This window comes from Marinobacter salicampi (assembly GCF_011074795.1).
GTDB classification, from domain to species: domain Bacteria; phylum Pseudomonadota; class Gammaproteobacteria; order Pseudomonadales; family Oleiphilaceae; genus Marinobacter; species Marinobacter salicampi.
In genome coordinates this window covers 1-19,447 of record NZ_JAAMPF010000026.1, presented here as the reverse complement: position 1 = coordinate 19,447, position 19,447 = coordinate 1, and the positions used below count along the sequence as shown (strand labels likewise).

At 56.5% G+C, this 19,447-nt stretch carries 17 protein-coding genes; 5 read left to right on the top strand and 12 right to left on the bottom strand.

The genetic code is table 11. The features are described from left to right. The first annotated feature begins 407 nt into the window (after positions 1 to 407). The 4 genes from G7W63_RS14330 (at position 408) to G7W63_RS14315 (ending at position 5,137) form a co-directional block, all read left to right on the top strand. A complete protein-coding gene (locus G7W63_RS14330; protein WP_166259510.1) occupies positions 408 to 728 on the top strand; it encodes a hypothetical protein in 321 nt (106 codons plus the stop codon). After that, positions 725 to 1,960, top strand: coding sequence for a glycosyltransferase family 61 protein (locus tag G7W63_RS14325; protein WP_166259507.1), 1,236 nt, complete (start codon positions 725 to 727; stop codon positions 1,958 to 1,960). The genes G7W63_RS14330 and G7W63_RS14325 overlap by 4 nt, the downstream gene beginning before the upstream one ends. Before the next feature lie 10 nt (positions 1,961 to 1,970). Continuing rightward, positions 1,971 to 3,992, top strand: a complete 2,022-nt coding sequence (locus G7W63_RS14320; RefSeq protein WP_166259504.1) for a glycosyltransferase family 2 protein — start codon at positions 1,971 to 1,973, stop codon at positions 3,990 to 3,992. Between the two features lie 71 nt (positions 3,993 to 4,063). After that, positions 4,064 to 5,137, top strand: a complete 1,074-nt coding sequence (locus G7W63_RS14315) for a glycosyltransferase family 4 protein (protein WP_166259501.1) — start codon at positions 4,064 to 4,066, stop codon at positions 5,135 to 5,137. A gap of 113 nt (positions 5,138 to 5,250) precedes the next feature. Here G7W63_RS14315 and G7W63_RS14310 read toward each other — a convergent pair whose 3' ends face one another. The 11 genes from G7W63_RS14310 to G7W63_RS14260 all read right to left on the bottom strand — a co-directional run bounded on the left by G7W63_RS14310 (position 5,251) and on the right by G7W63_RS14260 (position 16,407). Continuing rightward, positions 5,251 to 6,345: a glycosyltransferase gene (locus G7W63_RS14310; protein ID WP_166259498.1), complete on the bottom strand. Its 1,095-nt coding sequence runs from the start codon at positions 6,343 to 6,345 to the stop codon at positions 5,251 to 5,253. A gap of 131 nt (positions 6,346 to 6,476) precedes the next feature. Then, positions 6,477 to 7,787, bottom strand: a complete 1,311-nt coding sequence (locus G7W63_RS14305; RefSeq protein WP_166259495.1) for an ABC transporter ATP-binding protein — start codon at positions 7,785 to 7,787, stop codon at positions 6,477 to 6,479. Between the two features lie 46 nt (positions 7,788 to 7,833). Next, positions 7,834 to 8,682: an ABC transporter permease gene (locus G7W63_RS14300; protein ID WP_166259492.1), complete on the bottom strand. Its 849-nt coding sequence runs from the start codon at positions 8,680 to 8,682 to the stop codon at positions 7,834 to 7,836. Positions 8,683 to 9,073: 391 nt separating this feature from the next. Continuing rightward, on the bottom strand, positions 9,074 to 9,970 hold the full coding sequence (locus G7W63_RS14295) for a DUF1194 domain-containing protein (protein ID WP_166260210.1): 897 nt from the start codon (positions 9,968 to 9,970) through the stop codon (positions 9,074 to 9,076). A gap of 261 nt (positions 9,971 to 10,231) precedes the next feature. Next, positions 10,232 to 11,239: an NAD-dependent epimerase gene (locus tag G7W63_RS14290; RefSeq protein ID WP_166259489.1), complete on the bottom strand. Its 1,008-nt coding sequence runs from the start codon at positions 11,237 to 11,239 to the stop codon at positions 10,232 to 10,234. A gap of 196 nt (positions 11,240 to 11,435) precedes the next feature. Then, entirely contained in the window at positions 11,436 to 12,176 is a 741-nt protein-coding gene (locus tag G7W63_RS14285) for a TIGR04219 family outer membrane beta-barrel protein (protein WP_166259487.1), read from the bottom strand. A 38-nt stretch (positions 12,177 to 12,214) separates the two neighbouring features. Then, complete coding sequence (purC, locus tag G7W63_RS14280; protein ID WP_166259484.1) at positions 12,215 to 12,928, bottom strand: phosphoribosylaminoimidazolesuccinocarboxamide synthase; 714 nt, start codon at positions 12,926 to 12,928, stop codon at positions 12,215 to 12,217. A gap of 87 nt (positions 12,929 to 13,015) precedes the next feature. After that, positions 13,016 to 14,077 (bottom strand): outer membrane protein assembly factor BamC, encoded by a 1,062-nt coding sequence (gene bamC / locus G7W63_RS14275; protein WP_166259482.1) that lies wholly within the window; start codon positions 14,075 to 14,077, stop codon positions 13,016 to 13,018. Positions 14,078 to 14,118: 41 nt separating this feature from the next. Continuing rightward, positions 14,119 to 14,994 (bottom strand): 4-hydroxy-tetrahydrodipicolinate synthase, encoded by an 876-nt coding sequence (gene dapA, locus G7W63_RS14270; protein ID WP_166259479.1) that lies wholly within the window; start codon positions 14,992 to 14,994, stop codon positions 14,119 to 14,121. 87 nt (positions 14,995 to 15,081) lie between these two features. Next, the gene (locus G7W63_RS14265; RefSeq protein WP_166259476.1) at positions 15,082 to 16,149 is read right to left on the bottom strand and encodes an AI-2E family transporter; all 1,068 of its coding nucleotides are present in this window, start codon (positions 16,147 to 16,149) and stop codon (positions 15,082 to 15,084) included. Between the two features lie 30 nt (positions 16,150 to 16,179). Beyond that, on the bottom strand, positions 16,180 to 16,407 hold the full coding sequence (locus tag G7W63_RS14260; protein WP_166259473.1) for a sulfurtransferase TusA family protein: 228 nt from the start codon (positions 16,405 to 16,407) through the stop codon (positions 16,180 to 16,182). A gap of 118 nt (positions 16,408 to 16,525) precedes the next feature. On the opposite strand from G7W63_RS14260, the gene G7W63_RS14255 reads away from it, so the two are divergent. Further along, positions 16,526 to 18,004 (top strand): M48 family metalloprotease, encoded by a 1,479-nt coding sequence (locus G7W63_RS14255; RefSeq protein WP_166259470.1) that lies wholly within the window; start codon positions 16,526 to 16,528, stop codon positions 18,002 to 18,004. Positions 18,005 to 18,033: 29 nt separating this feature from the next. Here the strand turns inward: G7W63_RS14255 and nadA are convergent, their stop codons facing one another. Beyond that, a complete protein-coding gene (nadA, locus tag G7W63_RS14250; protein WP_166259467.1) occupies positions 18,034 to 19,095 on the bottom strand; it encodes a quinolinate synthase NadA in 1,062 nt (353 codons plus the stop codon). Positions 19,096 to 19,447 lie beyond the last annotated feature (352 nt).

The following is a 19,447-nucleotide window of genomic DNA, read 5'->3' as shown; positions in this document are numbered from 1 at the left end:
GATCTGACCCAGATGTTGCGCCCCCGCCAGAGAGCGGCCCGCGGGGCTGGCACTGCGCCAGAAGGACTTAGGCATCTGGCAGGCCTATAGCTTGTGGGATTACTATCGACGTGCCCGGCATTTCGGGCTTGGACTTCGTTTGTCTGTCTGTATCGAAACAACGGATAAACATTTCCCCGCGGGGCCGAAAAGGCGCAAAGTTTAGCCAGTCAGGCCGTATCTGGCACTGTGGACACATGGTTCTTTAGACTATAGAGTTTATATACGGTTTTATTTGCGTTTAAATAAAACGGAGAGTTTGGAACGCTTAAAGGCGATGCACCGCCGTCAGTAGTGAATATGCAGTAGCGGATCAAACGGCAAGATGCCAATACGGGAGTCACCCTGCTCTAGGGCCCGACCTGATCATGGATGAAGACATGCGATACGTGGCAGACACTGCAGATCATCGGGCAATGTATAGCCCGGACCTGGGACAAACCGGTTCCGGGGCATCTGCAATTATTTCCTATCAGACAGTGGCAACCCTGGCGCGGCTTTACTCCCGGCCAAAGACCAGCCCGGCCTCTGTCACGAAAGCATTCACCCGGCTCACTGTCTTGCCCTTCAATAACTGTCGGGCTGCTTCGCCCTGCCCGGCCTGTTCGGCTGGCGCTCCAGATCTGGTGCCGCCCCGCTACCCGGCCACACTGACGCTCTCGGATTCAACAAAGAAGGACGCAGTATGACTTCGCAAGGACAGGGTTTCCTCGACCGGTTCGTTCCGAATGCCCAGGCAAAATGGGACCGGGTAGCGGCTGCCAGTGTAAAGCGGGGAGCTCCCCCCAGGTGGTTCGGTTACCGAGGGGTGATCCGGGAGAGTGTTCCTGAGTACTTTGGCCGGCATTCAGGTGATACCACTGCAGGGCACTATGAAACCGTTCACCCTGAAGCCGTTGCGTCCAATCCGCTGCCGGATAATTTCAGCTCCCCTGATGAGTTGCCGGACGACCGGGGCTGGTGGGGCTACTCCTTTCGGGACGTGCCACACCGTATCAGTGGCGAGACCTTCATGGCGACCGTGCCGGACTGCCTTATCACCTGGTATCGGAATCCTGAACAGGAAAACGACTTTTATCCGGCGATCCTGAACCGGGACTCACGGGCCTTTGACATGCGGGAAGTCCGATTCAGGCCCATGCATGCGGAAACACTCCGCCAGTCACCTGAACCCGCCAGACTGAAAAGGGCCACCTGGTTTATCGAGCGGGTCTACCATAATCACTCTCACTGGCTGACCGCTCATCTGCCCAAGCTTCTGCTTCTCCGGGAAAAAGGCATGCTCGACCAGGTCATACTGCCACCGGAGCGCTCCGCTGCTATCGACGGCTGTCTGCGCATGCTGGGCCTTAAGCCGGAACAGTTTCAGACTTACGACCCGGCGCGGCCGCTTTTTGTCGAAGAGCTGACGATTATGGGAACTGACCGGTTCAGGCCAGAGCTCCTGCGAATGGTTCCACAGGCCTTCGGCATTAACGAGGCGGTAAAGCCCCACAGAAAGGTCTTCATAAGCCGGCTGCATGCCGCCCGCCGCCGGCTGGTCAATGAAGAGGAGATCTGGGCCCTGCTTGAACCCCAGGGCTTCGAGCGCGTGCTCATGGAGAACATGACCTTTGAAGACCAGGTCCGTCTCATGAGCGAGACCGCGGTGCTTGTGGCACCCCATGGCGCTGGTCTCACCAATATGCTGTTCTGTCCTGAGGGCGCCCACATTGTCGAGATCGCGGACCTGAGCTTCCCGAATCCGAATTTCTATGCCCTGGCGTCTGCCCTTGGCCATCGCTATTCCCTGGCGCGGGCCGAGTCGCTTGGTGACGTCCACCCCCTGGAAAAAGATCTGAAGGTGGACCCGTCGCGAGTTACTGAGATTTTACCCCGGACGGATCGGCCGTCTGCTACCCGACCTCTGGAACACTCCTGAGGGGCGCGGCATGAAAATCGACGTAATCATCCCCTGCTATAACGCCGAACGGTATCTGGCTCAGACACTTGGCTCTGTGTTGGAGCAGACCCGCGCACCCCACCAGATCATCGTGGTTGACGATGGCTCCATTGACGGTAGCCTTGCCATTGCGCGGCAATTTGAAGCCGCCTGTGAAGGACAGGTGAGGGTTCACTCGGAGCGGTCCGGCAACGCTGCCCGGACCCGGAATATTGGTGCGTCGCTGTCTGAAGCTGACGCAATCATGTTCCTGGATGCCGATGATGTGCTGGCTCCGGATGCGCTGTCAGCTCTGGCGACGGCATTGTTCAGCCAACCGGACGGCATTGCAGCCTGCCCATGGCGCCGGCTCAAGCTTGTGGATGGGCAATGGACCGGCCGGCCCGCCACCTGTGCCCCAAGACGTGCCGGACAGGATGCCCTGGCGGCCTGGTTGACCGGCTGGTATTACCCGCCCTGTGCCCTGCTATGGTCGAAAAGCGCCTTTGAGCAAAGCGGCCGATGGGATGAGGAAACCACGGTCAATGATGACGGTGACCTTGTCATGAGAGCCCTTGCCCAGGGCGTCCCTTTGATGGAAACCTCCTCAGGCACGGCCTATTACAGAGTGCTACCGGAAGGCGAGGTATCCCTGAGTGGCAAAAAGGCCACCTATGGAGGCCTGGTGGGGCGGTTGGCCGTGATTGAAAAGATTGCCGCAACCCTTGAGGAGCAGGGCCGGCTCGAGGGCTACAGAGATGCCCTGGCCCGTGCTTTTGAAATTATCGAGAAAGACGCCTCAACGTACTATTCCGCTCTGTCGCAGCAGGCTGGCCTGAGAAAAGCGCATTACGCCCCGTCGCCATGGGATCGTCTTCTGGCCCGCCCTGGGAAATCACAAGAGGCTATCGGCCAAACACGGCCGGGCAGCGGGAACCCGGAAGAGCCGGGCGAAATCTCGTTCGGCCTTGAGATGGCCGGGCAAATGCTCGCAGATCGGGATAAGGCAATAAAGGACGTGGACCTGACCTGGCCTACCGCGCCCCATCGGCCTACGGTCAGTGTCATCATTCCGGTCTATAACCGCGCCCATCTCCTACAGCGCACCCTCGAGAGCGTGATCGCGCAGTCTTATCCTGACTTCGAAGTGCTCCTTGTGGATGACTGCTCAGACGATGACCCCGCCGCTGTGGTTGAATCATTCCAGGATCCTCGCCTGCACTATCTGCGTCAGCCTGAAAACCAGGGCGTGGCCGCCGCCCGAAACCGTGGCCTGCGAGAGGCCCGGGGACAGTACATCGCCTTTCTCGACGATGACGATGAATGGTTTCCGGAAAAGCTTGCGCTCCAGATTGAGCTCTTCCGTCGCTCTTCACCTGAGGTCGGCCTGGTTTACACGGGCGTAGAAACCGTAGCCGACGATGGCAGCTATACGCTGCAGGTACCTTCTGCCCGGGGTGATCTGTATCGAGAGCTGCTGGTGAGAAATATTCTCCATGGCGGCGGCTCGAACATAATGATCCGTCGGAACGTCATCGCCCGGGTCGGCTTCTTTGATGAGCATCTGCCGGCCATCGAGGATTATGATTATTGGCTACGTATTTGCCGCTGGTATAAGACGGACGTCGTCTCAACGCCCCTGATTCGTTACAACGATTTTCGGGCGCCCCTCGAAGGCAGAGAGAATCAGAAGCGACGCTCACTCAATATCAAGGCAAACCTTGACGCCCGCGCCCGATTCTATGAAAAACATGGCACGGAGATGCGAAAAGCCGGGCTTGCCCACCTGTTCCTGATAACCAGTGCGCGTCGGAGCCTGGTGCCGGACTGGAACGACGCATGGGGAGCCCGAAAGCTGGCTTTCCGGGCTCTTATGCTGGCCCCCAGGGCATGGGGAGCCCGGGACATATTAATCAGTACGTTCGGACCCCTGAGGGTATTGCGGGCGACCGTTGACCGGGCCCGTCATGCTGCCGGCAATTTTCAGGGCCTCAACACGCGACTGTCTGGCAGTAGCCGCAGCAGAAGGTAGGAACGATTGGTCCAGGACCCGCTATGGTTCGGGAGAGAGTTGGCCTGGTGATGTCCAGGGAGGATAAAACTATGAACGGATCCGTCATGTCCATGAAGCCCGAAGCAAACAAAAACTTGTTGTTAAAACGCGTGCTTCTTGCCCAGGGGAGCGCCGATTACTCTGACCCCGTCCATGGTTTGGCGAAAGAGTTCCAGGATCAAGGCATTGACGTACTGCTTGCGGGGGATTCTTTAAGCGCCGACACAACAAAGTGGCTGAACCTGGCACTGCGAAGCCAGGCACTCATTTTCATCCGATACCAGATTGGCGACGGTCATTACCTGCAACGCCAATTGTACAGGGCGAAACTGCTGGGTTGCGCCGTCGTGCGCTGGTGGGTTGGCACTGATGTTCTTAATTGCCTGGCGTCCGAAGAGACCATGAGTGCCGCCCGGGCGGTGGACCACGCCGTGGATCTGAACATAGCCGTCTCCCCTCACCTGGTAACCGAGCTCCGGGACATCGGAATAAAGGCTGAGTATGTGCCCTCGCTCTGTGATCTCAAGGAGATCGAAAGTGCCCCCGCGGCTGAATTGCCCAAGGGCGTGCTCACGTATCTGCCCACCAAACGCCGGACGTTTTATGGTGAAGAGGTACTGATCAATGCCGTCGAAGCCAACCCGGATCTGCAGTTTTACGTGGTAGGCGACGAGTCACACTCTCTGCAACACTACCCCAACGTCACGAGTCTCGGGTGGGTCGACAACCTCGAGCATGTCTGGCCAGAGGTCGGCGTTCTGTTACGGATCACCAAGCACGACGGTATGCCTCGCATGGTACTCGAGGCCCTTGCCAGAAGTCGTTACGTCATCTATTCCGAGCCGTTCAAAGGCTGCTGGTTTGCCAGGGCTCCCGAGGAGGTTTCAGAGCACCTGGAATACTTCAAGAGCCTGAAAACCCTCAACCGGATTGGTCCGACCATAACCCATCATTTCTCGGCTACCGCAGGCTCAATCTACACAGAGAGCCTGACCCGTCTGATCAAGCCCGCCTTGTCTCTTACGAGACTGAAGGCGATGCTTGCTGCCTTTAACTATGCCTTTCCAACGCTTATCCCGGCCCGACAGAAATCCTCCGGCTATGCCGGCAAATACCCAAAATGAGCCGCGGCGCCCTGATTTACGTGCGGGGCGGCCTCGTTAAAGGCTGAATACGGTGGTAGATAAGATACGGGATAGCAGGTACACCGGTGGTAGGACAACGCTTCAGGGGGTGCTCACGGCATCTGCCCCAGGTAGTGGAGTGGCAGGGTCTCCGTCATTTTTTCCCAGGTCAGCTCTCTGGCTAACGCGAGATTATAGGCCCCCTGGGGTTGCAGGTCCGCCGTGGAAGCATTGTCCATCGCGTCCGTCAGGGTGTAGCTGCCGCCAAAATAGATGGCTCCGCGCTCGCCCGGTACGCCAATGACTTTACCGCTCTCTGGCAGAATCAAGGGCTTTCCGTAACTGATTGCCAGCAAGGCGGACCCTGAACTCAGGGTGCGTGCATAAGGCAACACCACAATGTCGCAGGCGTTGATCAGTCGCCCGAGCTCTTCATCTCCCAGGAAACGGTTTTTCAGGATAATCCGCGGGTCTTTGGCTGCCTCCCTGGTAATCCACTCCTCTTCACTGGGCACTATGTGGCCTGCGATCACAAGCTGAACATGGCTGCCTTCCAGTGTCCTGAAGGACTCTATGAGCTGCTTGACGCCCTTATATTTGCGGATCTGCCCAAAGAAGAGGAAAACGAATTTGTCGTGCCCCAGGGCGTATTCCTCCCTGGACGTGGCACTTTCCCACGTGCCCGCAGGATCGGACGGTTGATAACAGGCATGCTGCGTTATGGCAAAAGGTTGGCGGGCGCTGAGATTGTACTCACGGTATACCAGTTCTTGGGCCTCTTTACTGTGAAAGCAGAGAACGTCTGCGTTTCTGGCCAACAGGCGACGGAACTTCAATTCCATCCTCGGGTTCTTCGATTCATGGTTGCTCAGGTTATGAACCGTCCAGACGATTTTCACGCCTTTGCGTTTTGCCCTGCGGATATCCAGCACCATATTCAACGCGTATATAAGAAAACGCGCCTCGCTTTTAAACCGGTTTTTACTGAAAAATAACCGGTTGAAAAGCGGGGCTATCCAATGGATATGTATAACCCCGGCGTCAGGATACTTATCTGCAATAGCTGAAAAAACATTGGCGTGTTTAGGGTAGTTATCCAGCGTTACGGAAAATCCCTTTTTTTCCAAAGCAGAGGCCAGACAATCCTGATAGGGATTCTGCTGGTTCCACTGGGGAACAAAAACAACCTTGTTTCGACTTCGGTCCATGTAGCCGTTGGCCTCGTAATAAAAGACGTGGGCGATCAGCAGCGAGCAACCAGAAGGCTCCCCCCACCCGGACTTATTTGGCAGGCAGTCGCAGTCAGGGTTTTAAAAAACGACCCGGGTTGTGGAGCTTCTCAGTTCGCCGGATTCGCCTCTTCAATCTGCTCTTCCTGGCGCTCGGTGATGTGCTCAACCTTCTGCCTGGACAACGTGCTGCAATACTGGGTATTGACCCGTTCCAGGTGGAAGAAGTCTTTCAGTATGAACACTTCGAAACTGAAGGCACTGGGTACCTTGTCGATGTTCTTGAAGCTGCGGGCGTCCTTCACTGTCACCGTCGCCGTGTACTTTCCTATAGGCAGAGGCGTGTCTTCCAGAGTCAGCCTGACAGTTCCCTCTTTGCCCAGTTGAATCGGAGGCTCTGTCCGCATCTGGGTCACCGCGACATTGTGCTGGTTGGCGATGACAATATCGAAAATCGCATCCACGGACTTTTCCGAGGTTTTATAGTCCAGTTCGAAAATCGTGGGCTCACCGGCACAAGGGGCTTGCGTGGCCACACCCTTACTGTTCAGCATGCGCCCGTCGGTGACCTGGGTAGACGACAGGATCTTGCGGTCAGCGTTATTGTGGAAGCCACTGGTCGCCTCCGACTTGAACCGTGCAAGATAGTCCTCGATCACGGTCTTGGTGGGTCCGTCGTCCACGACCAGACCGGCCTTGAGGCTGATGGCCCGACCACACAGGTTCTGTATCGCAGCCATATTGTGGCTGACGAACAGAACCGTACGGCCGCTGCCAGCCACTTCTTCCATCTTGCCGAGGCATTTTTTCTGGAACTCGGCGTCACCCACCGCCAGCACCTCATCGATGATCAGAATCTCGGGTTCGAGATGGGCCGCCACGGAAAACGCCAGCCTGACTTTCATGCCGGAACTGTAGCGCTTGACCGGTGTGTCCAGGAAGCGTTCGACCCCAGAAAATTCGACAATTTCGTTGAATTTCCGGTCGATCTCGGCCTTTTTCATACCCAGAATTGTACCGTTCATGTAGATGTTCTCGCGGCCCGTCAGCTCCGGGTGGAACCCGGTACCCACTTCCAGCAGGCTCGAGACCCTGCCGTGGATCTCGATGCGTCCGGTGGTCGGCTCAGTAATTCTGGACAGGACTTTGAGCAGGGTGGACTTGCCGGCCCCGTTACGTCCCACAAACCCGACCACTTCCCCACGCCGGATGTCGAAGGAAACGTCATCGAGCGCCCACAGGATGTCGTCTGCACTGCGGTCTGTTGAAAAGGTATCAAGGTTTCTCAGCTTGCGGAAATTGCGCAGGGGCGCCTTGATCAGATTCAGGCCGGCTTCGACAAAGGTCTCGGCCTGTTCGGTCTCACTACCCAAACGGTAGGCCTTGCCCAGATTCTCTACTCTGATTGCGATATCGGACATCGTGACTATTCCTTGTAATCAGGTCCTTGTTATCAGGTCCTTGTTATCAGGCTACATCTGCGAACACGTGTTCTTTGCGGCGGAAATACATTACCCCGCTGGCGAAGAGCACGACGGAAACAACAGCACCGATGGCAATAAAGTCCCATGGCATGTCGCGGGTGCCCAGGAGAGCCGCCCGGAAGCCTTCAATAACCCCGACCATGGGGTTCAGGGCGTACAGGAGTTGGAAGCGCTCAGGAATCATGCTGGTCGGGTAAACCACGGGGGCTGCGTACATCAGCAACTGCACGCCGAAACTCATGCCGTAGTTGATGTCGCGATACTGGATGGCCAGAGCCGTCAGCCACAGGCCCAGGCCGGCGGCGCTTATGGTCAGCATGACGATGAGCAGCGGCAGCACGATCACACCGCTGTTGGGCATAACCCCGTAGAAAAGCAGCAGTATCCCGAGAATGACCATGGAGATAAAGAAATCCACCATGCGGGCACCAATGATGGCAAGGGGCATGATTAGACGCGGAAAGTAGATTTTGCTGATCATGCCGGAGTTGGTGACCATGCTTGCGGTGCCTTCGGTGAGGCTGTTGGCAAAGTAGGTCCAGGGTACCAGCGCGACAAAGGCGAACAGCCCATAGGCGGCACCATCCGACTCCACACCGACCAGGTTTCCGAAGATAACCGTGAACACCAGCATCGAGGCCAGGGGCTGAAGTACCGCCCAGCCGACGCCAATGGAGCTCTGGGCGTAACGTACCTTGATATTCCGCCAGATCAGAAAAAAGAACAGATCCTTGTACTCGCGAAGTTCCTTCCAATCAACTGAGCGCCACCCCGTATGCGGTTCGATAACGGTCACGTAGGGTTTAGGAGCATGAGTCTTCTGGTCAGGCATGAGCGTTCCTTGTCGTTTATCATTTCCCTGAAGTGTTACAACAACACCTGATATATGAGGATTATTATAAATCCAGGCGCTAATGTTACACGGTGAGCCTCTTGATGAAAAATCACGATAACCTGCCAATGGCTTAGCACGGCCGGAGCTAAATCCAGATTTCCGCTACAACAGGTCGTGTGTCATTGCATAACGTACAAGAGTCGAATAGGTTCCAACGCCCAGCTTTTTTATCAACCGGTCATTGTCAGACGCTGCTGAGACTTCTACAGAGCACCAGCACGACTTACGTCAGAGGAAGGACTACGGGCTAATCAGGGGCAGAGTTGGGGTAGAGTTGGAGAAAACAGGAAATAGAGCCCCGATCGGGACTCTATCAGCAATCAGTACATCAGACCTTGCGACGGCCGGCAAATACGCCCAGCAGGCCTAAGCCCAACAGGCCCAGGGTTGCGGGCTCGGGAACCGCAACTGGATCTCCGCCGGTAACTTCGCGGAAGATCTTGTCTCCGATCGAATTGGTAAAGTCTTCTTCGAAATTTGAGGCAAAGGTAGCGAAGGCACCATCTCCGCCAATGACGTTATTGACGAAATAGTCTTCCAGATCCTCGTCCTGAATCGCAATCGCATTGATCGTACTGACCCCGGCAGTCAAAGCGTTATCTCTGGCGACAGAAGGGGCCACCCCTGAGTTATTACGCCCGTCACCGGATATATCGATGACCTTCCGTGCTCCTTCGTATCCGGTGTCCTGATTGAAACTGAACAGACTTGAGGAATACTCAATGGCTGCGCCGATACCGGTAGAACCGCCAAAACTACGCGTCAGGCCACTTATGGAGCTAGCAAAGGTTTGAGCCGATTCGATGCTGTCGATCAGGGACCAACTTACTCGCTGCTGCTGTGAGAAGGCACTGGACCATTCAACATAGGTAACAGCGATGCGGCCGAGACGGCCTTCGCTTGTATCCAGGATGGTGTTCTGGATCGAGCTATCATTGAACGCATTTACATAGCCGTCCCGCTGGCCTGCGTATTCAATGCTGTTAACACTGGAGGACACGTCAACAGCGAGCACCAGTTCCAGATCAACAGGTACTGCCTGCGCTGGCAGTGAGCCCATGCCAACAGCAGCGACGAGCGCTAGCATTAAACTTCTTAGTTTCATTCTTCTTCTCCTTAAGAAAATAGATGCATCGTGCAACGACAAACCAACAATGGCGTTCAAAGTTTTTACTGCAATGCCGAAGCGACGATGCCATAGCAAGATCGGCACCAGAAAACCCATATTATTGATTCATATTTAAAAAATGTAATTGACATTCTCAATTCCATGGCGAGGCGCGAATAGGTGTAAAAACTTATGACACATCCACAATAATTAGGTGAGGAACACAGTTGAGCAGAGATCTTTCCGTTGGCAGTTAGTTTGGCAGACAATAAAAAGGGCCCTGCCAGGGCCCCAAAAGCATAAAGCCGTACTTAAATGTACTCCCTGCAGGGGTCAGCGGTTACAGGCAGCGCTGAGCATGTAAGGAATATTGACGCTTCATAGCTTGTAGTAGTCCCGATACCAGTCCACAAAGTTTGCAATGCCCTCTTCCACCGGTGTTGCAGGCTTGTACCCCACGTCATCAATTAAGGCATCCACGTTGGCATAGGTGGCGGGCACGTCTCCAGGCTGTAATGGCAGCAGGTTCTTCTCGGCCTTGCGGCCCACGCGCTCTTCGATGATTTCGATAAAACGCGAGAGCTCCACCGGATTGTTGCTGCCTATGTTGTACAGGCGGTAAGGGGCCATGCTTGTGCCCGGGTCCGGGTTCTGGCCTGACCACTGCTCGTTGGGGGTGGCCACGTTGTCCAGCGTACGGATAACGCCCTCAACAATATCGTCGATGTAGGTGAAATCCCGGCGGTGGTTGCCGTGATTGAAGACATCAATGGGCTCGCCGGCCAGTATTTTTTTGGTGAAAATGAACAGCGCCATGTCGGGTCGGCCCCAAGGGCCATATACGGTGAAAAAGCGCAGGCCCGTGGTGGGCAGTTGGTAGAGATGGCTGTAGGTGTGGGCCATCAGTTCATTGGCTTTCTTGGAGGCGGCGTACAGACTCAGCGGGTGGTCTACGTTGTCATGGACGGAGAACGGCATGGCTTCATTTGCACCGTATACCGAACTGCTTGATGCGTACACCAGGTGTTTGACCTGGTTGTGTCGGCAGCCCTCGAGGATATTCATGAAGCCGACAAGATTGGCATCCACGTAGGCATTCGGGTTCTCGATCGAGTACCGGACCCCGGCCTGCGCCGCCAGATGAACTACCCTCTCGGGCTTGTGCTCCTCAAACAGCGCTGCCATGGCTGCGCGGTCGGACACGTCCTGCCGCACCTCTTTGAACCCCGGTTTGTCCTTGAGCCTGGCCAGGCGAGCTTCCTTGAGAGTCACGTCGTAATAGTCGTTAACATTATCGACACCAATGACTTCATCACCTCTATCAAGGAGGCGATGGGCGAGGTGTGAACCAATAAAGCCGGCAGTCCCGGTGACCAGAATTTTCAAGACACTCTCCCGAGTTCAATCGAAGGGGTTTTATGGAAGGCACAGTTTACAGAATAGCAGTGCCCGAACGCACCCTGAACATTTGCAAGAACTTGGCCCGAGGCACTGGTCATAAAAAAGAGCGCTACAAGAGCGCTCTTTTTAGTTGCCTGCAGCGGCTAACGACAGATTACCGGAGGCGTTGCCAAAGGCTGACTCAGAAAGTCACGCCCGCACTTATGAAAGGCCCGTCCAGCTCGATATCAAGGCGGTCGTTGCCATCCTCATAATCGATCGCCATCTGCCGGTAACCGGCACGGAGCTGCAGCAGCGAGATCTCATACTGGCCGTAGGCGGTCACATCATAGACGGAGTCCCCGTCAAAGCTGATGAAGTTACCTTCGGCGCCGGCCGAAACACCCGAGAAAGGAAGGTCAAAACGGGCGGCAAGATAGCCCATGGGAAGCACCCCATCGATGTCGGTTTCGCTGGCCTGGGTACCACCGATTTCCTGAACCAGCAGTTCACCGTCGAGCTTCCTGACGGTGAGGCCGGCGTCCAGGTTGACCCAGTTGTCCAGAATTTCGTAGTACAGGGTCAGGTCCAGCTGGCTGAGGTCCAGATCAGACCGGACATCGGCACCTGCACCGATAGAATCGAACCTCACCCCAAGATTGCCGGTACCGGTGTGTTCGGTGGAAACATAACTCAGCCGGACGTTGGGAAGGAGGGGAAGAGGATGCTCCAGGTAGGCTGTAAGATTGGCGTTGCTATCACTGCTCAGGTCCAGATCGTTTTCAATATCAACCTGATCCCCATTGGTGGTGGCCTTGCCACTCAGGCCGGAATCCCAGTAGCTGACATTGGCGCCCAGGCCAACGATGTCAGCGCTGGCAGTTGAAGCCACAAAAGGCGTGACAAGAGCGACGGACGATACCGCCAGAAACAGTTTACGCATAAATCACCTCAGTTTTTGTTGGGCTGGCGGTATGGCTTTCAGTCAAACTGGATACCAAGCCGCCGACCGACTTCTTCATAGGTCTCGATGACGTCACCAAGACCCTGCCTGAAACGGTCCTTGTCCATCTTCTTGCGGGTCGCCTTGTCCCAGATCCGACAGCCGTCCGGGCTGAACTCATCCCCCAGGACAATGGCCCCTTCGGAACGCCCGAACTCGAGCTTGTAGTCAACCAGGAGCATCCCGGCATCTTCAAACAGGGACTTGAGCACATCGTTGACTTTATAAGTCAGTGCTTTCATTTGTGACAGTTCCGCGGTATTGGCCCAACCGAACGTGACTACCAAGGACTCGTTCACCATGGGGTCGTGGAGGGCGTCATTCTTCAGGAACAGCTCGAAGGTGGGCGGAGTCAGGGTCTGGCCTTCTTCAACGCCCAGGCGCCGGCACAGGCTGCCTGCGGAGACGTTACGCACCACACACTCTACCGGAATCATATCCAGTTTCTTTACCAGGGACTCAGTCGGAGACAGCAAACCCTCGAAGTGGGTGGGCACGCCCGCCTGCTCGAGCTTCTCCATGATGAACGCATTAAAGCGGTTATTTACCATACCCTTGCGGTTGAGCTGCTCTTTCTTTTCGCCATCAAATGCCGAGGTGTCGTCCCGAAACAAAAGAACGAACCGATCAGGATCGTCTGTCCGGTAGACCGACTTTGCCTTTCCGGCGTAGAGCTCGTCGCGCTTTTCCATTGATCTTCTCCAGTGGCTGCCGGCTGAAAGCCGGCACCGTACGATTTAACAGATGCCCGAAAGTAACCAATCCTGCCCTGGTAAAGCCTAATAGAGGTACTCGAAAAGCTCGGAGAGAAGCCTCTGGGAGCGGTCACTGCCCGTGTAATCTTCCGCTTTTCCTGTGGTCAAGAAAATGCCGTCGCCAGTCTCGGTCAGCCTCACGTAAAAGGTATACTCAGGCTCGGGGTCTTCCCGGAACCAGCTGAACCAGCCCGGAGAGCGCTCGTCTTCGGAGCGGAAGTCAACGTAAAGTTTGCCTTCGGAACGGTCCAGGTCGACCACGGGGATTTCAGCCTCCTCAAGGGCACGCCGGACTTCTGCCCAGGCCCGCTCATAAGAGATGGACATCTCGATACCAGCGGCCTTCTCCCCTTCTGAAACCAGCTTTACCTTGGGCGCATTGGACATGCGCAGGGCAGCCCGGGAATAGGATTTGTTATCTTCCCGGCTCTTGAGGAAAGTCGCCAGGGATTCCAGCAGCTTGCGCTCGACTTCCGGTGACCGGGACTCACTGCGCCACGGCAGCAACTGATCCGGAGCGGATTCAGCTTCCCTTACCCGGAACTGCACTTCGGTGGTCTTACGGCGGACACCGGGTGCAACCCGCGCCTGGACCAGGGTGACCCTGCCATCCGCATCGGCGTCGGATAGCTCAAGCAGGTCACGGGCGCGACGGCTGTAGGTGGCCACTTCACTCTGGATAATACCCAACTGGGTGCTGTCAAAAGCTACACCCAGGCCGCTGTCGTTAAGGAAAGCCGAGACCGACGGCCAGACACGACCGGGTACTTCGTTGATCAGAACCCAGCTCTGATCACCCAGGTCCTCAATGACGTAGTTCCTGTCAAGGATCTCAGCCGTCATGTCCGGTGGCTCGGGTATGTCCGAGGGAGAGAGCTTGGCGGAGTTTTCCACGCCCACCTCACGGATGGGGAACGCCTCTCGCTGACGGGGTAAGGGTTCCCCGTCCCGTGTTTTCAGGGGCTGGCCTTCGGGCTCGTTTACGTAGTTGTCGGAACGGTCCTCAATGAAGCTGCAACCGGTGGCTGCCAGCAGCCACACGCCACACACTGCGCCTGCCAGGACCTTTTTGCACTGCACATCCATCCGGTTACTCCAGAAATACGAATTCAGAAATGGGGAAGGTTTCAGAGGGCACCAGCCGCCTTCAGGGCGTCTTCAACATCGCCATGGAACTTCTCATTCAGTGGCGTCAGCGGCAAGCGGATACCTTCACCAATCAGGCCCATGCGCTGCAGTGCCCACTTGACGGGAATCGGGTTGGCTTCCATGAAGAGCTTGCGGTGCAACGGCATCAATGACTCGTTGATCCGTTCAACCTCTTCACGGTTGCCCGCAAGCGCGGCTTCACACAGGGCGGACATACCCTCGGGGGCCACGTTGGCGGTAACAGAAACATTGCCCTTGCCCCCGGCCAGTATGAGGTCGGCAGCGGTGGCATCGTCGCCGGAATAGACAGCCAGGCGTCCGGCCACAGCCTGGATCAGCTCACTGCCCCGGGGGATGTTGCCGGTAGCGTCCTTGATGCCAATAATGTTGGGGATATCAGCAAGACGCTCAACTGTTTCATTCAGCATGTCACAGGCGGTTCGGCCCGGTACGTTATAGAGAATCTGGTTGACCGGAACGGCCTCTGCGATGGCCTTGAAATGCCTGTAAAGCCCTTCCTGGGTTGGCTTGTTGTAGTAGGGCACTACCAGAAGACAGGCATCCGCGCCGAGTTTGTGGGCTTCCCGGGTAAGCTCGATGGCCTCTCGGGTAGAGTTGCCGCCGGTACCTGCGATGACGGGAATGCGGCCATTGACCCGCTTTATGATATGGCCGATAACCTCAAGATGCTCATCGGGGTCCAGAGTGGAGGATTCACCGGTGGTGCCAACGGCGACGATACCGTGGGTGCCATTTTCAATGTGAAAGTCCACCAGGTTGTCCAGATGCTCCCAGTGTACTTCCCCGTCCGGGTGCATGGGGGTCACCAGTGCGACAAGGCTACCAGTAATCATAAAGACTCCGCCTGAATAAAAAGGTAATGGTAATGTTGGCCGGGAACTGACACAAGAGACCGCACCAAATATAAACCAGACGAGCCGCTACCGCACTGCGTCTGCCTTGTGATTGACAGGCCATGCCGAGAATACGGCCTTGAAGAGCGTGGCCAGCGGAATGGCAAAAAATACGCCCCATAGGCCCCAGATGCCGCCAAAGAACAGAACCGCCACAATGATAACAACCGGGTGGAGGTTATTGACCTCGGAGAACAGCAAAGGCACCAGCACATTGCCATCCAGCCCCTGGATAATGCCATAGACCACCATAACCCAGATGAACTCACTGCCCCACCCGAACGCGAACAGGGCAATCATCGCGACCGGCACCGTGACGACAGCGGCACCGATGTAAGGAATGACCACGCTCAGACCGACCAGCAGCGACAACAGGGCAGCATAGGGAACGCCCAATAACTTGAAGCTGACGTAGGTGGCTCCGCCGACGATCAGAATCTCTACCGCTTTGCCTCGCACGTAATTGGCACACTGCAGGTTCACTTCATTCCATATCCTCAGCATCATCGGTCGCTGGCTGGGCAGCAGCTTGGCGAGAGCACCAAGGAGCACAGCCCGGTCCTTCAGGAAGAAAAACACCAGTATCGGCAGAAGCACCATATAGATCAGCAGGGCGAAAACATCGGGTATGCTGGCGAGGGAAAAGGACACAAGCCACTGGGTCATGCTCGCCGCCTCCGACGTCAACTGACGGAATAAGGTATCCACCTGCTCGATAGACACCAGGTTCGGGTATTGTTCCGGCAGCAGTTCAATATACGCCTGGGTCTCGCGGAATATTCGTGGCGTCTCGCCGGCCAGGGATGCCACCTGGGTCCAGACCAGGGGCAGCAGCCCGAACAGAAAGCCCACCAGGGTACCCAGGAATACCAGGAAGACCCCAAGGATGGCGACGAATTCTGGAATCCCCCAGAGAACCAGTCGGGTAACAAGCCCCTGGAGGATAAACGCGATGATCATGGCCGCGATGACAGGCGCCAGGATGTGGCCGAGAAATATTACTGTCAGGGTTCCGAAGAGCAGCAGCAGAAAAAGGATGATTGCTTCTTCATCGGAAAAGTATTTCCGGGCAAGACCCCGTAAAATGTTAACCATCAAAGTCTCCGGCGACCGAGGAACAAATCGTCACTGTCCGCGTCTTATAAGGAATCGGTAATAACCGTCTGATTCCGACGTGCTTACCAACACATGAGATGTTAGCTTTAAGAACGACGGGATATCCCGCGCCGAACCGGCGTCCGTTGAGATAACCTCCAGTTCCTGCCCGGGGGTCATGGCATTGAGTTCCAGTTTGGTTTTCAGCAGGGGCATCGGGCAACGCAGTCCGGACGTGTCCAGGGTTTTGTCTGGCATAGTGATTTAGGCAAATTTGATAGTGGTAACAGGCATACTGTCGCCGTGATTATTTAACCGCATTATGCCGATGACTAAGCGGCAATGCACTGACTCTTGGAAGTATATCAGGCCACCTATGACGTTCGTTCCCCCTCTAAGGGTACTTCGCCCCACCAGGCGTCTGGCGCCAACGCTGCTTTTAGCCGGCTCACTTCTGTTCCAGCCCGCGCTGCAAGCAGCTGAAGACAATGCCCTGCCCACCTTTGGCGGGGTTGGCGGCGGCCTGATCTCCGGCCAGATGGAGAGCGAGATCGGCCAGCAGGTCATGCGGTCACTGCGCCGGTCCGCAGACCAGATACAGGACCCCCTGGTCCATGATTATCTGGAATCGATCGTCTACCGCCTGCTTCCCTCCGTCAGCCTGCAGGACAGATCGGTGGCGCTGGTCGTGATTGACAGCCCGGCACTGAATGCGTTCGCGGTACCAGGCAACATCATTGGGGTAAACGGCGGGCTATTCCTCAACGCACGAACGGAACAACAGTTTGCGTCAGTGATCGCGCACGAGCTTGCCCACCTGAGCCAGCGTCACTTTGCCCGGCGCCTGGAACAACAGGAAACCAGCGCGCCTCTGACCATGGCCGGGATGATCGCGGGCATTATTCTTTCAGCGGTTACCAAATCTGACGTGGGTATAGCTGCCATTGCCGGCACTCAGGCTTTAGCGGTACAGAACATGCTGCAGTACAGCCGAGCCAATGAGCAGGAAGCAGACCGGGTCGGCCTTGAGGTTATGGCTGATGCAGGCATGGACCCCCGGGGCATGCCGGAAATGTTCGAAATCATGATGCGTCAGAACCGGTTACAGGGTAATCAGGTGCCCGAGTACCTGTCGACCCACCCCCTCAGCCAGAGTCGGGTATCCGACACCCGTGGTCGTGCCGAGCAGTATCCTGTTGCCGATGTTGAAGATGCCCTGGAATATCATCTCGTGCGTGCACGGCTGCAGGTCCACTACGCCCGCTCGCCTACGGATGCGGTAAAGGCCTTCGAGGAATACATGGACACCGACGGCGCAGATAAAGTGGATGCGGCCAAATATGGACTGGCTGTGGCCTATCTTGCTGCCGACCGTGCCGGTGAGGCGGAAGCCAAACTCAGGCAGCTTCTGGACGCTCGCCCCGCCCGCATCACCTACCAGGTGACCCTGGCCCAAGCGTTAATTGCCCAGTCGAAAACCGATGAGGCCCGGGACCTGTTGCAGGATGCCTTGCGACGCAACCCCGGCAATCGCCCCATTACCGCCACGCTGGCCGAGACCGAACTCAAGGCCGGCAACGCGCCCCGTGCTGCCGAACACCTGCGCAGCCTGACCCGTGACTACCCCCACCGGGAGGACTACTGGCTCAAACTGGCGGAGGCTGCCGGACAGGCCCGCGACATCGTCGCGGTGCACAGGGCAAGGGCCGAGTATGAGATCCTCATGGGCGATCTTGAGTCGGCGGAACGCCAACTCAGGCAGGCACAGGAAAAAGTGCCACCGGACGCCCCTCTTAGGCAGATCGTTACCGAACGCCTATCCCAGGTTTCCGATGCGCTGGCACGCAGCCGTTAGCTAGCTAGTCAGGCTGAGCGTCAAAAGCGTCAGGCATTACCGACCGCTTTCAGATCCATGTTGGCAGTGAAATCCAGCATCCGGCGCAGAGGCTTCAGAGCCTGCTCACGAAGGTCGGGGTCCACGGTGATTTCCTGCCCCCCGTGTTCAAGAACATGCAGCAGGTTCTCCAGCCCATTCATGGCCATCCACGGACAATGGGCACAGCTGCGGCAAGTGGCACCACTACCGGCGGTTGGCGCTTCAATGAGCGTCTTGTTGGGTGCAAGCTGCTGCATCTTGTAGAAGATGCCGTTGTCGGTGGCCACGATAAACTGTTCGTTGGGCATGGTCTGGACGGCATTGATCAACTGAGAGGTCGAGCCCACCACATCGGCGATATCAACCACGTTGGCCGGAGACTCGGGATGCACGAGTACCGCGGCGTCCGGGTAGATGGCCTTGAGGTCTTCAACACCGCGGGCCTTGAATTCCTCATGAACGATGCACGACCCGTCCCAGAGCAGCATGTCAGCACCGGTGGCCTTCTGGATATAGCTGCCCAGGTGCTTGTCCGGGGCCCAGAGGATCTTCTCGCCCCGGGCGTCCAGCGCTTCCACGATGGCCGGCGCACAGCTGGAGGTGACCACCCAGTCCGCCCTCGCCTTGACTGCTGCTGAAGTGTTGGCATAGACGACTACGGTACGGTCGGGATGCTCGTCACAGAAAGCTGAGAATTCGTCCGCCGGACAACCAATATCCAGCGAGCAGGTAGCCTCGAGCGTGGGCATCAGCACCGTCTTTTCAGGGTTGAGAATCTTTGCAGTCTCCCCCATGAACTTGACCCCTGCCACGATGATGGTGGACGCCGGGTGAGCATTGCCAAAGCGCGCCATCTCGAGGGAATCCGAGACGCAGCCACCGGTTTCCTCGGCCAGTCGCTGAATATCAGGGTCGGTATAGTAATGGGCCACCAGGACCGCATCCCTGTCCTTCAGGGCCTGACGGATCCGGGCTTCCAGATGCTCACGCTCCTCCCTGTTCAGCGCCTTGGGTTCTGACTCATGGGCGAGGTGTTCCTGCACCAGAATTCGGTCGTCTGCTCGGCTCATTCAGTGTGATCTCGTATCTTGCTGAATCAGGGCCCGATCGGCGACCGCGCCCCTGGGTTTGTCCACATATCCTGTTACTGTTGGCCATCCTCACCTGATCGTTACCAGGACCGGGACCGGAAGTATTCACGCACCAAGGTGTTTACGTATCGAAGGTAGCAACGTATGACAGGAACAGTGGCTTTACACACTATGTATGGGTTCCTAGTCAAAAAAAAAGAGCCCGAAGGCTCTTTTACTGTGAAAACCCGACTCTAGCCAGTGCAGAGCGTGTAGATTTTCACTTATTTGGTGGGTCGTGATGGATTCGAACCATCGACCAATTGGTTAAAAGCCAACTGCTCTACCAACT

Bases quoted from the DNA above. Each gene is read 5' to 3' on its own strand.
- G7W63_RS14330 (WP_166259510.1), top strand. From the start codon at position 408: ATGGATGAAGACATGCGATACGTGGCAGACACTGCAGATCATCGGGCA.
- G7W63_RS14325 (WP_166259507.1), top strand. From the start codon at position 725: ATGACTTCGCAAGGACAGGGTTTCCTCGACCGGTTCGTTCCGAATGCC.
- G7W63_RS14320 (WP_166259504.1), top strand. From the start codon at position 1,971: ATGAAAATCGACGTAATCATCCCCTGCTATAACGCCGAACGGTATCTG.
- G7W63_RS14315 (WP_166259501.1), top strand. From the start codon at position 4,064: ATGAACGGATCCGTCATGTCCATGAAGCCCGAAGCAAACAAAAACTTG.
- G7W63_RS14310 (WP_166259498.1), bottom strand. From the start codon at position 6,345: ATGGACCGAAGTCGAAACAAGGTTGTTTTTGTTCCCCAGTGGAACCAG.
- G7W63_RS14305 (WP_166259495.1), bottom strand. From the start codon at position 7,787: ATGTCCGATATCGCAATCAGAGTAGAGAATCTGGGCAAGGCCTACCGT.
- G7W63_RS14300 (WP_166259492.1), bottom strand. From the start codon at position 8,682: ATGCCTGACCAGAAGACTCATGCTCCTAAACCCTACGTGACCGTTATC.
- G7W63_RS14295 (WP_166260210.1), bottom strand. From the start codon at position 9,970: ATGGGTTTTCTGGTGCCGATCTTGCTATGGCATCGTCGCTTCGGCATT.
- G7W63_RS14285 (WP_166259487.1), bottom strand. From the start codon at position 12,176: ATGCGTAAACTGTTTCTGGCGGTATCGTCCGTCGCTCTTGTCACGCCT.
- purC (WP_166259484.1), bottom strand. From the start codon at position 12,928: ATGGAAAAGCGCGACGAGCTCTACGCCGGAAAGGCAAAGTCGGTCTAC.
- bamC (WP_166259482.1), bottom strand. From the start codon at position 14,077: ATGGATGTGCAGTGCAAAAAGGTCCTGGCAGGCGCAGTGTGTGGCGTG.
- dapA (WP_166259479.1), bottom strand. From the start codon at position 14,994: ATGATTACTGGTAGCCTTGTCGCACTGGTGACCCCCATGCACCCGGAC.
- G7W63_RS14265 (WP_166259476.1), bottom strand. From the start codon at position 16,149: ATGGTTAACATTTTACGGGGTCTTGCCCGGAAATACTTTTCCGATGAA.
- G7W63_RS14260 (WP_166259473.1), bottom strand. From the start codon at position 16,407: ATGCCAGACAAAACCCTGGACACGTCCGGACTGCGTTGCCCGATGCCC.
- G7W63_RS14255 (WP_166259470.1), top strand. From the start codon at position 16,526: ATGACGTTCGTTCCCCCTCTAAGGGTACTTCGCCCCACCAGGCGTCTG.
- nadA (WP_166259467.1), bottom strand. From the start codon at position 19,095: ATGAGCCGAGCAGACGACCGAATTCTGGTGCAGGAACACCTCGCCCAT.